The sequence below is a fragment of the Psychroflexus gondwanensis ACAM 44 genome (genome assembly GCF_000355905.1).
Taxonomy (GTDB): domain Bacteria; phylum Bacteroidota; class Bacteroidia; order Flavobacteriales; family Flavobacteriaceae; genus Psychroflexus; species Psychroflexus gondwanensis.
Genome location: NZ_APLF01000009.1, coordinates 96,806 through 110,497, shown reverse-complemented (window position 1 = coordinate 110,497; position 13,692 = coordinate 96,806). Strand labels below are relative to the sequence as shown.

General features: G+C 37.3%; 10 protein-coding genes. 1 reads left to right on the top strand and 9 read right to left on the bottom strand.

The features are described from left to right. Positions 1-3 precede the first annotated feature (3 nt). The 9 genes from PGOND44_RS09355 to porU all read right to left on the bottom strand — a co-directional run bounded on the left by PGOND44_RS09355 (position 4) and on the right by porU (position 11,872). Positions 4-1,086, bottom strand: a complete 1,083-nt coding sequence (locus PGOND44_RS09355; protein WP_003440618.1) for a mannose-1-phosphate guanylyltransferase — start codon at positions 1,084-1,086, stop codon at positions 4-6. A gap of 9 nt (positions 1,087-1,095) precedes the next feature. Next, entirely contained in the window at positions 1,096-1,692 is a 597-nt protein-coding gene (locus PGOND44_RS09350; RefSeq protein WP_003440615.1) for a SprT-like domain-containing protein, read from the bottom strand. A gap of 6 nt (positions 1,693-1,698) precedes the next feature. Further along, positions 1,699-2,382: an SDR family NAD(P)-dependent oxidoreductase gene (locus PGOND44_RS09345; protein ID WP_003440612.1), complete on the bottom strand. Its 684-nt coding sequence runs from the start codon at positions 2,380-2,382 to the stop codon at positions 1,699-1,701. Then, positions 2,382-3,353, bottom strand: a complete 972-nt coding sequence (locus tag PGOND44_RS09340; RefSeq protein WP_040555976.1) for a M20/M25/M40 family metallo-hydrolase — start codon at positions 3,351-3,353, stop codon at positions 2,382-2,384. Before PGOND44_RS09340 ends, PGOND44_RS09345 begins: the two co-directional genes overlap by 1 nt. A gap of 80 nt (positions 3,354-3,433) precedes the next feature. Next, entirely contained in the window at positions 3,434-5,173 is a 1,740-nt protein-coding gene (locus PGOND44_RS09335) for a pyruvate dehydrogenase complex dihydrolipoamide acetyltransferase (RefSeq protein ID WP_003440610.1), read from the bottom strand. A gap of 5 nt (positions 5,174-5,178) precedes the next feature. After that, the gene (gene pdhA, locus PGOND44_RS09330; RefSeq protein ID WP_003440609.1) at positions 5,179-6,177 is read right to left on the bottom strand and encodes a pyruvate dehydrogenase (acetyl-transferring) E1 component subunit alpha; all 999 of its coding nucleotides are present in this window, start codon (positions 6,175-6,177) and stop codon (positions 5,179-5,181) included. A 96-nt stretch (positions 6,178-6,273) separates the two neighbouring features. After that, the gene (gene cdd / locus PGOND44_RS09325) at positions 6,274-6,756 is read right to left on the bottom strand and encodes a cytidine deaminase (protein ID WP_003440608.1); all 483 of its coding nucleotides are present in this window, start codon (positions 6,754-6,756) and stop codon (positions 6,274-6,276) included. A gap of 78 nt (positions 6,757-6,834) precedes the next feature. Further along, the gene (porV, locus tag PGOND44_RS09320; protein WP_040555974.1) at positions 6,835-8,004 is read right to left on the bottom strand and encodes a type IX secretion system outer membrane channel protein PorV; all 1,170 of its coding nucleotides are present in this window, start codon (positions 8,002-8,004) and stop codon (positions 6,835-6,837) included. Between the two features lie 31 nt (positions 8,005-8,035). Then, a complete protein-coding gene (gene porU / locus PGOND44_RS09315) occupies positions 8,036-11,872 on the bottom strand; it encodes a type IX secretion system sortase PorU (RefSeq protein ID WP_003440601.1) in 3,837 nt (1,278 codons plus the stop codon). Positions 11,873-12,038: 166 nt separating this feature from the next. Between porU and gldJ the strand changes: the two genes are divergently transcribed. Continuing rightward, positions 12,039-13,688, top strand: coding sequence for a gliding motility lipoprotein GldJ (gene gldJ / locus PGOND44_RS09310; RefSeq protein WP_051044081.1), 1,650 nt, complete (start codon positions 12,039-12,041; stop codon positions 13,686-13,688). Positions 13,689-13,692 lie beyond the last annotated feature (4 nt).

Genomic DNA, 13,692 nt, shown 5'->3' with positions numbered 1-13,692 from the left:
AAGTTAACCAAGGTTTTCTCCAAACTTGCCCATCACTAAGTTACGGATTGTTTTAATGTCTTGTTCATCCTTTTTAGGAAGTATGACAAGGATGTCTTCGTTCTCTAAAACTATATGGTCATTTAAGCCTTTTATAATGGCAATTTTACCTTTTGTGGTTCTCAGAATATTATTAGACGAATCTATGAATTCAGATCTAGCGTTAATACTTACATTATCATGGGCATCTTTATCCAATTGATCGTGTAGAGAGCCCCAAGTCCCTAAATCACTCCAATCGAAACTAGCTTCGATGACGCCAACACGTTTTGCCTTTTCTAGAATACCATAATCGATAGAAATACTTTCAGAATTAGGATAATTGCCTTTTAAAAAGGCTTCTTCGTCGGTAGTGTTTAATGTTGACCAAGCCTGTTTAAATAAATTAAACATATCGGGAAGGTGGTTTTGAAACTGCTCGATAATAAAAGAAGTCTTCCAGATGAAAATACCTGCATTCCACAAATAATTTCCTTCTTTCAAAAAAGACTGTGCTGAGGCATAATCAGGTTTTTCAGTAAACTTTTCTACAGACTTTATGTGGTCTTCGCTATCCTTATCATATTTAATATATCCATAGCCTGTATTAGGAAATGTAGGCGTAATCCCCAAAGTCACCAAGAGATCTTTATGAAAACAGGCTTCAAAAGCTTTGTTTACGTCTTCAGCAAAAGCCTCCTCATCCTCTATCCAGTGATCGCTGGGAGCAACGATCATAATAGCCTTAGGGTTTTCCTTATTAATTTTAAGCGCAGACAGAAGAATACAAGGAGCTGTATTCCTCATCGCTGGCTCAGCAATTATTTGTTGCCCTGAAACCTCAGGAAGCTGTTCGGTAACTAAACCTACGTAGTCGGTGTTGGTAAGAATAAAAATATGATCTTGAGGTACAATCTTATTTAGTCTTAAGAAGGTTTGTTGGAGTAGTGATTTTCCTGTCCCTAGCATGTCTTGAAACTGCTTGGGATAAGCCGTTCTACTCACTGGCCAAAAGCGTGAGCCTACTCCACCTGCCATAATCACGGCATATTTATCTTTTTCATCCATAAAATTATACTATTTTAAAAGGTCTACCTCAGCATTAGGTTGAAACACATAAACTTTACCCGTATTCACTTCTTGGCATTCGTATCGCTTTTGAATCCTTCTCCCTTTTTTAAACATCCTACCATTGTGAATTTTGAAAATGCTACCTACAGGTATTTCAAATATAAAGTTTTTATCATTGGATTTATCATAGCGCTTAAGGCTTAAGGAAAGCCTTGCATCTGTATCGCTACTGGCCGTTGGTTTTTTGAAATGTCTCGCTAATTCTGGCAGGATATCGTTGGGAAAAATTTGAGGATGAATAAATGGCAACATCAATTTTTGAAACGTGTTTTTCCACTCTGGTCCATGAGGTTTAATCGAAAATCCATAAGACTTAAAAGCGAGTAGGTGAGCGACTTCGTGAACCGTGGTAATTAAAAATCTATATTTATTGAGATTCGCATTCACGGTTATCTGATGAAATCCATCGGGTTTTAATCTATAGTCCCCATGTTTAGTTTGCCGTTGACTAACTATTTTCAGTTGAATATTATAGGCTTTAATCATACCTAAAATGGGGTCAACTGAACGCTCTGGCAAATATTTCTGGAGGGTGTCTTTCATTCAAAATTAGGGTGTTGAACTAGAAACTTGCAGTAATTTCCCATTGTAAAACTGCTGGCCTTTTTCAGAAAAGTCCTTGATATAGTTAGCCATTTCTAAGGCAGAATTGGGGGCTTGCAAGCCAGGAAAAGCTTCTTCGAGCATTTCCGTCTGCACTGCACCTAAAGCTAAGACGTTGAAAGACGGCCCATTTTCTTTATATTCTTCTGCCAATAGCTCCGTTAGGGTTATTACTGCTGCTTTGCTAGAGCTGTATGCTGCTAAGCCTGGGAATTTCATACTCCCCTGTACTCCACCCATACTACTAATAGTGACCACATGGGTTTTAGAATTCATGAGAGGTAACAGGCGGTGAGTCAAATCAAAAACTGAAAACACATTGGTATCATATACTTTCTTGACGTCTTGCATGACTGTGTCTTTAAATTCTTGTTTTAAAAACTGACCTGCATTATTAATAAGAATATCTAAAGTTTGAGTGTGAGATTGAATTTCATTTACAGCAGCTTCTACAATCAAAGATTCACTCAAATCACAGGATAAAGCATGAACGTTTTCTAAACCAAGTTGTTTAACCGGCTTTTCATTTCTGGATAAAGCAAACACGGTATTTCCTTCTGAAGCAAAAAGCTTAACTAGCTCAAACCCTATTCCTCTACTGGTGCCTGTGATGACAATTGTTTTTGACATTAATTTAATTTTACGGTGTTTTCTTCAGAATTTATCAATTGAAGCATTCCAGGCTTGAGATCCTCTAAAAGCTTTAGGTAAGCATCCACATCGAGTTCTTCAAATTCATCGTTCACATGATGGTAATACTCATAATTGGTAAAGTCGAATGTGCAAATGGTTTGAGCAGGCACATTAAAAACTTCAAAAAACGGATAATTATCGCTTCGTTTGAAAAGACCATATTGAGCAGCTTGAGGTAAGAATCCTAAAAATTGGTCTTCGCCTTCATAATAACTATTAAAGACCTCAGCTAAATTTGAAGTCTCATATCCAGTAACATAGGCTCTATAGTCCTTGTCTTTCATCTGAACGCCAAGCATTTCGATATTAAAAACAACATAAGGCTCGACCTCTTGAGATTTCATTTTTTCAGCTAAATGTCTAGAGCCTACCAAACCTTTTTCTTCAGCAGAGAAAAGAGCAAAAATGACGTCTCTTTCCAAGTCTTGATTCGCTAAAAATTTCGCCAGCTCTAGGACAGCTACTGTACCAGATGCGTTATCATTTGCACCGTTAGCAATACTATCTGTCTCTACCGGCTCAATAATACCAATGTGATCGTAATGAGCACCTATCACAAGAGGCTTTAAATTGGCGTTGGTTTTTGAAGATTTCAAAACTCCAACTACATTGAAACCGTCCACTTCTTTTAACTTGAAAGAGTCACGATACGTTTCAAAATAAGGTTGAACGCCAAAACTTTTGAAGGCTTTTTCGATATAAGAAGCAGCTTCATCAATCTCTTCGGAACCTGTATCTCGGCCTTTCAATTCATCTGAAGATAAATAATCTAAAGCTGTTGATGCTGAATACTTAAATTGTACAGTATCTATTTCTTTTGAAACTTCCTTTTTTCCTTCTTGCCCTGAAGTCTTACAAGAAGTGGCTAAAAGGGAAACCACGCAAAGTAATAGTAGTATTTTTTTCATAAGGTGAATATAAAAAAAACTGCCTTTAAAGACAGCAATATCCGTCTAAAAAGGCAGTGAAAATTTTAATTATTTTAAATCTAAGCGAGCATAGTCACTGGATTTTCCAAATACGTTTTAAGAGTTTGTAAAAATTTTGCTCCCGAAGCTCCATCTACAGTCCTGTGATCACAAGCTAAAGTTAAAATCATGGTGTGTCCTACCACAATTTCACCTTTCTTAACCACTGGCTTCTCTACAATAGTACCTACGGATAAAATGGCAGAATTGGGTTGGTTAATAATGCTTGTAAATTCAGTAATTCCAAACATACCTAAGTTGGATACCGTAAATGTACTGCCCTCCATTTCGTTAGGCTGTAATTTTTTATTTTTTGCTTTACCAGCGAGGTTTTTCACATTGGAGCCAATTTGAGTTAAACTCTGTTGATCTGCAAATTCCAATACAGGAACAAGCAAACCTTCGTCAACCGCTACAGCTACACCAATGTGAATATGTTTTGCTATTTTGGTTACCTCACCATCCCATGATGAATTGACTTGAGGGTGCTTTCTCAAGGCCATCGCAGACGCTTTAATCACAAGATCATTGAAGGAAACTTTAACGTCTGGCATTTCATTAATATGGATTCTGGAAGCCATCGCATTTTCCATATCCACCTCAATATTGAGGTAATAATGAGGAGCAGAATTTTTAGATTCTAACAATCGTTTAGCAATCGTTTTCCTCATTTGAGAGTTTTTCACATCTTCAAATGACTCTTCCCCAGCAGGAGTATACACTTCAGCTACTGGTGCAGAAGGTTCTTCTTTTGGTTCTTCTTTGGAAACTTTTTCAGTTTTAGTTTCGGCCGGCTGCTCCGAAGGCTTGAAGTCTTCAACATCCTTCTTAACTATTCTTCCATGATCACCAGATCCACTTACCTTTCTAAGGTCGATGCCTTTATCTTCAGCAATTTTTTTGGCCAAAGGAGAGGCTAATATTCTTCCTTGTTCGTCTGTATTATCTGCAATTTCATCACCGTCTTCTTCCTGTGATGTAGGTGCTTCAGGAGCATCTTTGGTCTTCTCGGAAGATGATTTACTTTCTTTATCTGATTTAGAATCAGGTTTTGATTTTGAACTTTTTCCTTCCTTTTTAAGAGATTTTAAAACTTTATCAACGTCTGTTCCTTCTGGTCCTATAACCGCAAGAACATCATCAACTGGTGCAGATTCACCTTCATCTATACCTATGTAAAGAAGTTTTCCAGAATAGAAAGATTCGAACTCCATCGTAGCTTTATCGGTTTCAATTTCAGCTAAAATTTCACCTTCTTCTACATCATCCCCTACTGACTTTAGCCAAGTGGCGACTGTTCCTTCTTCCATAGTGTCACTTAGCCTTGGCATAGTAACTACCTCTACTCCGTCGGGAACTTCGGCATCGTCATCGTCATCACCGGTGTCTTCACTTTCCTCTTCTTTTGAAGTGGATTCTGAAGATTTTTCTTTCTTGGACTCCTCTGCTTCAGACTCCTCCGTTTTTTTATCAGAAGAATTTTCTTCGCCAGAGTTTTTAATAAGATCGCTTATATCTTCTCCTTCTTCACCAATAATGGCTAAAAGTGTATCAACAGGAGCTCCTTCACCCTCTTCAATTCCAATATGCAAAAGCACACCATCGTGAAAAGATTCAAACTCCATCGTTGCTTTATCAGTTTCGATTTCAGCTAAAATATCGCCTTCCTCTACCTTATCTCCTTTTTGTTTTAGCCATTTAGCAACAACACCTTCTTCCATGGTGTCACTAAGTCTTGGCATATTTATTACTTCAGCCATCTAGATTATAATTTATGAGAAATGAAAGGATAGTCTTCTTGTTCGTAAACAACATCGTACATGACGTTTTTGTCTGGGTAATCTGATTCGTCGGCAAATTTTTCACATTCTTTGACTTTGTCTTTTACGCGCTTGTCAATGGTCTTAATATCATCTTCGCTGGCATATTTTTTATCTAAAAGCGTTTTCTTCACTTGGGAAATAGGATCAATTTTTTGATACTCCTCTACCTCGTCTTTTGTTCTATATTTTTGAGCATCACTCATAGAGTGACCTCTATAACGATACGTTTTTAAATCGAGAAAAGTAGGTCCTTTTCCTGCTCTTGCTCTAGTAATCGCTTCATCAAGAGCTTCAGCTACCTTAGTAGGATTCATACCATCTACAGGCCCACAGGGTATTTCGTGACCTAAACCTAATCTCCAAATGTCTTCGTGGCTAGAGGTTCTTTTTACTGAAGTTCCCATCGCATAACCGTTGTTTTCAACACAAAATACTACTGGCAGGTTCCAGTTGGCAGCCATATTAAGAGTCTCATGAAGAGAACCCTGTCTGGCAGCACCATCTCCTAAAAAACACAAAGTCACTGCGTTAGTATTGAAATATTTATCTGCAAATGCTAGACCTGCTCCCAAAGGAATTTGTCCTCCAACAATACCATGACCCCCGTAAAAACGATGTTCTTTAGAAAAAATGTGCATCGATCCACCCAAACCTTGAGAGGTTCCAGTTTTTTTTCCGAACAATTCTGCCATAACCCGTTTTGGGTCTACACCCATACCAATAGGTTGAACGTGGTTTCTATACGCCGTAATCATTTTATCTTTCTCCAAATCCATTACATGAAGAGCGCCAGCCAGGATAGCTTCTTGTCCATTATATAAATGTAAGAAACCTCTTACTTTTTGCTGAATATAGACTTGAGCTAACTTATCTTCAAATTTCCTCCAAAATAGCATGTCTTCATACCATTTCAAATACGTCTTCTTTGTTATTTTTTTCATTTACAGCCTAATTTTATTTCCTCTTATTTATCGAAAATCGAGTTACAAAAGTAATACTTTATGTAAGAATTGAAAATTCTTTGAGGACTATTAACTTTAAAGAAACTTATTATTAAACGCTAGAGGCAAAATGTCTAGTAGAGCATCTACTTTTATAACTTTACCAGCCGTTCCAGTAAAATATATTTCTATAGGTTGATCTTGCTTTTGCTCGTATTCGGCAATAGCCTGTCGACAAGCTCCACAGGGAGCTATAGGTTCTAAAACGTCATGCTTTTCTGAAGTTGCTGAAATGGCAATGGCTTTAATAATAGACTTGGGATAATTTGCTCCAGCTGCATAAATGGCTGTTCGCTCTGCACATAGCCCAGAAGGAAATGATGCATTTTCTTGGTTACTACCTGTCACCACTTCTCCAGTATCCAAAATCAATGCAGCGCCAACCTTAAATTTTGAATAAGGAGCATACGCAGTATCTCTAGCTTCAAAAGCACTTTTCATGAGGTTTTGAATAGACAATGGGAGCTCCTCTATACCCTCAAAGATTTGAATAGTTGTTTTCAGTTCTTTTTCTACCATAATTTTTTATATCATTTAGACAAAAAAAGCATCAATTCAATTGATACTTTTAAAGCTTTTTTTTATCCTTAATTATAACTAATATTCTATATAAGTTCCGTCTCCGATATTAAATGTAAGACCAAACCTCAAGGTTCCTTCCAATGGATTTTGGACCGTAGAAGTCGAAAACAAATAAGAGGCGTCTATATTGATGGTTGAATATTTAAAACCTGCCCCCATAGTTACAAATTTTCTAAAGCCTTTGTCTCGAGATTCATTAAAATAACCCAATCTTAACGCAAAACTATCTTCAAACCAATACTCTGCACCTAGAGCCCAAGTGATTTCTCGAAGTTCTTCTGAAATCCCATCAGGAGCATCTCCCCACGAAGAAAATATAGCCCCAAACTCGTTTTCCCGTCTATAATCTAGAAGAGCTTGTTGGCTCTCTGGTGAAACTTGACCTTGTTCATCCCTTACAATTCTTGGAGGAGTAGGGACTAACAATTTATTGATCTCCAAATGTATACCAATAGTATTGGAAGCATCCAAAATAAAGTCAAACCCAGCACCCGCTTTAAAGTTAGTTGGCAGAAAGTTTTCATCTCCAGCATCATCATACTTTATTTTGGGCCCGATATTACTTATAGATAAACCAGCTCTCCAGCGACCATTAAAATCTTTATAAAACTTCTCCTCACTTCTATAAAACATAGAGACGTCTGCTCCAAAACTACTCGCTGCAGAAGCATCTGCGATTCCTGTAGGAAATCTTAAATTGGAGTTGATAAAACGGCCTGTTACCGCCATAGAAAATTGTTCACTTAATCGTAAAGAGTAACTTAGGTCAACAGCAAACTCATTAGGCTCTACCTCTCTTGCGACTTGCTCTGGAGTATCTCTAAACTCTACTCCTCCTAAACCAAAATATCTTATGCTAGCGGCTACTGCGCTCCGTTCATTAATTCTTGTGAAATAGGATAAGTTAGCTAAATTGATATCGCTTACAAGCTCTCTTAAGTAAGGTGTATAGGACAAACCTATCCCGGTTTTTGTTTCTGAGAAGGCAAATTTTGCAGGATTCCATTGCTGAGAAAAGCCATCGACTCTAGTCGCCACCCCTTGATCTCCCATACCAGAGGATCTGGCATCTGCAGCAATAAGTAAAAATGGAACGCCTGTGGTGATAACTCTACGATCGTCTTGAGCCTGTAAACTGTTGCTAAAATATAAAACGGTGATTAAAAATAATGGTATTGATTTCATATGAAGTTTTGAATTGACAAATATATATAATTTAAAGAATGACAAGTTTTTCATATTTTTCGACTTTTTGTTGAGTTAATGTAGATTTGACTGTTAATTTATAAACGTAAACCCCTTTTCCTATTTTATCGCCAAAATCGTCTCGCCCATTCCAGCTTAAGTCTCTAAAAAGAAATCCGTTGGTATTAGCAATTTGATTTTGTGTCCAGACCAACTTCCCAGTAACGGTAAAGACTTGGACCATTACCTCCAAAGGCTCAAAAGGACGGTTGTGGTTAAACCAAAACTCGGTGTAATCTATAAAAGGATTGGGATAGTTTAAAACCCGAGTTATTTTAAGCTCATCTTCTCCGGCAACTACAAATTGGATATCTTGAGTTTGAGAATTATTGTACACATCCCAAGCTTTAAAACTCAAGGTATGCTCACCATCTTCCAAATCTCTGAGTCTGTAGTAAACCTTTCCGTTGGTAAAATCATCCTGTTCAGCTTCATAATATTCATTTAATATGATAGGATTTGACTCGTCTCCGTCCAAGATCGCTATAATATCATGACCAATCCCTCCCGCAGTATTTATCCCGTTTTCATCCTCCAAAAGCGCAAAAATAAATGGCTGATTATCGGTTATCCCTCCATTTACAAAGTTTTCGTCATTCATGTAAAGATTTATAAGTGGGCCCTCGTTGTCTTCTGGCGCATCTTCATTCAAACCCCCTATCAAAATATCGGTATTAAAACCACTATACTCCTCAAGTTGATTTTCTCTTGAAGAATATAAGCTTACCCTTCCTTGGTCTACGGGTAAACGCGTATCTTTTGGCAACACAAATTCAAATTCAAACTCACCATTAACCACACTAGCTTGGCCTCTAAAAAGGTTCTCTCCTAAAGTGGTAAAGTCCATAATTGCAAGTTCTCCATTTCGTCTAGCTCCGTCGTTTCCTAAGGTTTGTCTATCGATTCGCTTATCGAATACAATAGCTGACAGATCTCCATTATAGTCTTGAAGTCGTTGATTATTGGTGTTTAGGATTTGACCTTTAAACTTATATTTACCTAAAGCTTGTAAGGTATCTGTAAATTGGCCTATCGGAATATCATTTATACTGGATAATTGGACTCTTGGCTTAGGAAGAGGGAGCCTCATCGCTGGATCCCCTACAAAAAAGACAATTCGCTTACCGTTTCCAGAAATGTTTTGTTTTGCCCTAGCCACAGATTGAGCTATGGTTTCATTATTATCAACAAAGTCAAATAAAAAGGGAGCAAAAACATTATTAAACTGTACTCCTGCAAAAACACTTATAGCCCTAGTAGTTGTTACTAGTGAAACAGCTCCTCCATCTTCATTCCAAAAGGTAAGTTCTCCTCCAGTCATACGAAGTGGGTTATCGAATTTGGTGAATTCACAAGTTATCGTCACAAAACAATTGAAACGATCTGGATTTCTCCAGTCTTGAGTATTGGTTTGTGTAACGATTCGCTCTTGAGCCAAGCCATCTTCCCCGCCGTGTCCAAAATAATTAACCACAGCAGCGCCCACTTCTATGGCATCTGTTATAGACCGGTTGACATCTGGATATCGATCTCCTCCAGCGCTAGTAACTTGCTGGAAAGCATCCGAATGAATTTTTTTGACGTTAACCGTGGGTTTGTTTGCCGAAATTTCATCACCAAGATTATCTAAATCTACTTGTAGACTATAATCATTAACATCGTCTGCATCATCAGAAATAAGTACAAAATTATTACGCCATTGCGCATAAGATTCCTTTTGTTCTGAAGAAATTATTTTATCGACCATCGCATTGGCGCGTTGAGGAGTGTCTGCTAATATTCTACCAACGGCTAGATCCATGACTTCTCCAAACCCCATTTGACCTTCATTTGAATCCATCATCACAAAAAAATCATCTGACATAAATGAAGAAACTGTTGTAGAAAAGCTTCCCAAGCTTTGATAAGTAGGAACTATGCTAGTGTTTCCTTGCAACCTATTTTTATAATCTACAGAAGCATCTCCAATCAAGCCTAAAAATTTAATCCTATTTGCCGGTGAAGAGGCATTGTCATAGATATATTTTACAAAATTCCGAATAGCTCCTATGTCTTGTTTACCAGAATTAAATTCTTCGTAGATGTCTTCAACAGTAACAGTTTTAACTACTAACCCATCATTATCCCTTCTGTATTGGGCCAACCGATTGGCAGCTGACATAAAATCTGAACGTGTCACTATTAAGTAATCGATGTCTTGAAACTGACCTTGGGCATTGGTGAGAATACTCCCCTTCAAGTTTTGACGTGGAACTTGCACATTACCAAATTCTATACTTGGTGAAAAATAAGTGGAAGTCACCGCCTGGAATTCTTTCGCTGATCCTAGTGGACTTTTGAAAGAAAAAACATTAGCTTCATTAGGATTAGATATAAATCTGGGATTTATAGGATCTGTGATCTCCCAAACTTGGTCTATCTCTGATGAGTTTTGGATAAGGTACTCCCCAACACCAGGCAAAGTACTTACATCGGTATTTTTAAATTTAAACTGAGCTTCACTAGCGATAAGATCTCTTCTAGCTTCTAAAGAAATATAGTCCAGAAACCCTCTAGCTCCAGGATTTCCGTTTTTGTTGTAAGTAAGTTGTATCGTGACTTCATCGGTGCTTGAATTAACTTGGGTTGAAAACTCAGCACCGCTTGATGGGTTATTAGCTCTAGTCGCCGATAGATTAATAGGATTACTTGTGGACTGTCCATTCACCGAAATAGTAAAAGATGATCTTAGAGGGGAAATAGCTCCTAGGCTAATATTTAATTGGATAGGTTCCGATTGAACAAGATCAGGAAACGCAAACTCATAAGTTCGTTCAGTTTCCACATCAAATCTATCCCCAAACCATTTACGCCCTACTAATGATAAGCTGGTCTCATCGACTTCATAAAATTGATAATCATCAAATTCTGTAATTGTAGTCGTAGCTGCAGCCACAGGCTGATTTAAAGTTGACATGCGTTTACCCCCAGAGGAATTCACTGTCAAATAATAATACGATCTATCGGCATAAAGATTTAAGTTAGTTTCATTTTCTTCACTCCAGCCTTCAGTATGGGTTGCATAAAATAAAATATAATCCCCAGAATTAAAAACCCCATCTCCACCGTCAAATACTTGAATAGATAACTCTGGAGGATCAAAATAAAGATTGTCTTGATTTACTAAGGGGAGCATTCCTCCACCATGCCCAAAAATTTTGAGATTACTAGAGGGAATATTACTTTCAGTAATCCCCAAACTTCTAAGGAATGAAAAATCCAAACGGTGAGCACCTGTGTTTTCGACATAAAACTTAAAAACACTCCCAGTATTAAATATTGAATTGGAAACAGCAGAAGTATTTCTTGAAAGATTAGCATTTCTATTATTTGTTGTGGAAGATTGGGAAGTAGCAGTAGGGACAACCTCAAAAGAAACAATTCTATAAATAGAATTGTTTTCAGAATAAAAGGGGTTTAAGATTAAAGCCAACTTTGTAAAGTCAGGACCTTGAGCTAATTTGAATTCATAAGATAATTCATCAGGAATAGTCTGTATTTGGTTTGAAATCTGTTCAGAAACCACAACGGACTGAACATTGGAAAGTCTATAATTTGTAGAATTTAAATTAAAAAAATGAGTGTAATTCAAGCTTTGCCTGCCATCGTCATACTCAAAGTAATTGGCATCTAACTGAGATAAATTTATATTTCCTTCAGAAGATTTAGCAACTTTGTTGTCATTACGCCAATTTATGTTAACTTTGTCAACTTGCGAAACAGCAATAAGGTAGATAAAAAGGAATGAAAGCGTAATAAAGAATTTCATTTTTAGAATCTTTTAGTGTAAGCTATAACGGATTGTCTACAATGATAGTATATTAAAATAAAAATTGAAGCTAGATTTAAAAAATAATTGATACGCTAAAAAATATACTTGTTAATAACGCGTTAATCATTATATTGCGAACAAAATTTGGATTAAAATCGAAATTATGATTATGAAAAACTTCTTTAAATCTTGCATGCTTGCCTCATTTGCCATCCTTGCAACAAGCTGCAATAATTCTAGAGATAACAGCAGCTCTAGGGCCACAGGCTGGGATCTAAGTGGTAGAGATGGAGGTGTGAGTTTCAAAACCGACTATGAAGAACAAGAGGCCGGACCTGGTCTTTTATTTGTAGAAGGAGGAACTTTCACAATGGGTAGAGTCCAAGATGATGTTATGCATGATTGGAATAACACTCCCACTCAACAACACGTTCAATCTTTTTACATCGACGAGACTGAAGTTACAAATGTGATGTACCTTGAATATTTGGATTGGTTAAAGCAAGTTTTTCCTCCATCGGAAGAACGCTACAAAAACATTTATGCAGGTGCATTACCGGATACTTTGGTCTGGAGAAATCCTTTAGGATTCAACGAGAATATGGTCAACAATTACTTAAGACATCCAGCTTTTCATACCTATCCCGTTGTTGGGGTAAATTGGATTCAAGCAACTGAATTTAGTCAATGGAGAACAGACCGTGTTAACGAAAAACGTTTATCAGATAAAGGATACACATCGAGAGATGCCTATAAAAATAGTAGTGCCGATAATGTTTTTAGTACAGAAACATATCTTAACGCACCAAGCAAAGTATACGGAGGTAGTGATTCTATTACCAGAGGAGGAAGAGAAACGGACAGAAAGCTGAGAAATAATCCAGATAGTACCAATGTTTACGTTCAACGAAAGGATGGAGAACTTCTTCCCGCTTATAGATTACCTACAGAAGCAGAATGGGAATATGCTGCGTTAGGGCAGAGTTCTTTAAGAGACTATAATTCCTACAGGGGTAGAAAAAAATATCCTTGGGATGGACAATATACCAGATCGGGAGATAGAAAAACCATCGGTGATCAACGTGCTAACTTTAAGCAAGGCCAAGGTGATTATGGTGGAATTGCAGGCTGGAGTGATGACGGAGCAGATATTACTGCTGAAGTAAGATCTTATGAGCCTAATGATTACGGCCTTTATGACATGGCTGGTAACGTTTCTGAATGGGTTGCGGATGTATACAGACCTAGAGTTGATAACGAGTATAACGATTTCAATTATTTTAGAGGAAATGTGTATACCAAAAACGCTATTACTGAGGATGGCAAAGTGAAGGTTTTAACTGCAGATGAAGTGATCTATGACACCTTAAGCAATGGTAGAATTATGGCTAGAAATATTCCTGGAGAAATTGCTCAAACTAGTATTGGTGACCAAGAAACCTATTTAAGAACGCAATTTTCGAAAAGTGATAATATTAATTTCAGAGATGGTGATAAATCATCTTCAAGATATTATGGCGAACAGGGAGATACTAAAAAAGATGAAGAAATGTACAATTCTCCTGATAATGAAGTGACGCTTAAAGACGGTAAAATCGACAGACGTTATGATGATTCTACAAAAAGAACGACACTTATCGATGACCACGTAAGAGTATATAAAGGAGGGTCTTGGAAAGACAGAGAGTATTGGTTAGACCCAGCACAAAGAAGATATTTCCCACAAGATATGGCTACAGACGACATTGGATTTAGAAATGCTATGTCTAAAGTCGGATCTAAATCTAACAAAGGACGAAGAACAAGAAATTAAAATA

What these genes read in the sequence shown, in the direction of transcription:
- PGOND44_RS09350 (WP_003440615.1), bottom strand. Translation starts at nt 1,692, where the DNA reads ATGAAAGACACCCTCCAGAAATATTTGCCAGAGCGTTCAGTTGACCCC.
- PGOND44_RS09335 (WP_003440610.1), bottom strand. Translation starts at nt 5,173, where the DNA reads ATGGCTGAAGTAATAAATATGCCAAGACTTAGTGACACCATGGAAGAA.
- gldJ (WP_051044081.1), top strand. Translation starts at nt 12,039, where the DNA reads ATGATTATGAAAAACTTCTTTAAATCTTGCATGCTTGCCTCATTTGCC.
- PGOND44_RS09345 (WP_003440612.1), bottom strand. Translation starts at nt 2,382, where the DNA reads ATGTCAAAAACAATTGTCATCACAGGCACCAGTAGAGGAATAGGGTTT.
- PGOND44_RS09340 (WP_040555976.1), bottom strand. Translation starts at nt 3,353, where the DNA reads ATGAAAAAAATACTACTATTACTTTGCGTGGTTTCCCTTTTAGCCACT.
- porV (WP_040555974.1), bottom strand. Translation starts at nt 8,004, where the DNA reads ATGAAATCAATACCATTATTTTTAATCACCGTTTTATATTTTAGCAAC.
- PGOND44_RS09355 (WP_003440618.1), bottom strand. Translation starts at nt 1,086, where the DNA reads ATGGATGAAAAAGATAAATATGCCGTGATTATGGCAGGTGGAGTAGGC.
- porU (WP_003440601.1), bottom strand. Translation starts at nt 11,872, where the DNA reads ATGAAATTCTTTATTACGCTTTCATTCCTTTTTATCTACCTTATTGCT.
- cdd (WP_003440608.1), bottom strand. Translation starts at nt 6,756, where the DNA reads ATGGTAGAAAAAGAACTGAAAACAACTATTCAAATCTTTGAGGGTATA.
- pdhA (WP_003440609.1), bottom strand. Translation starts at nt 6,177, where the DNA reads ATGAAAAAAATAACAAAGAAGACGTATTTGAAATGGTATGAAGACATG.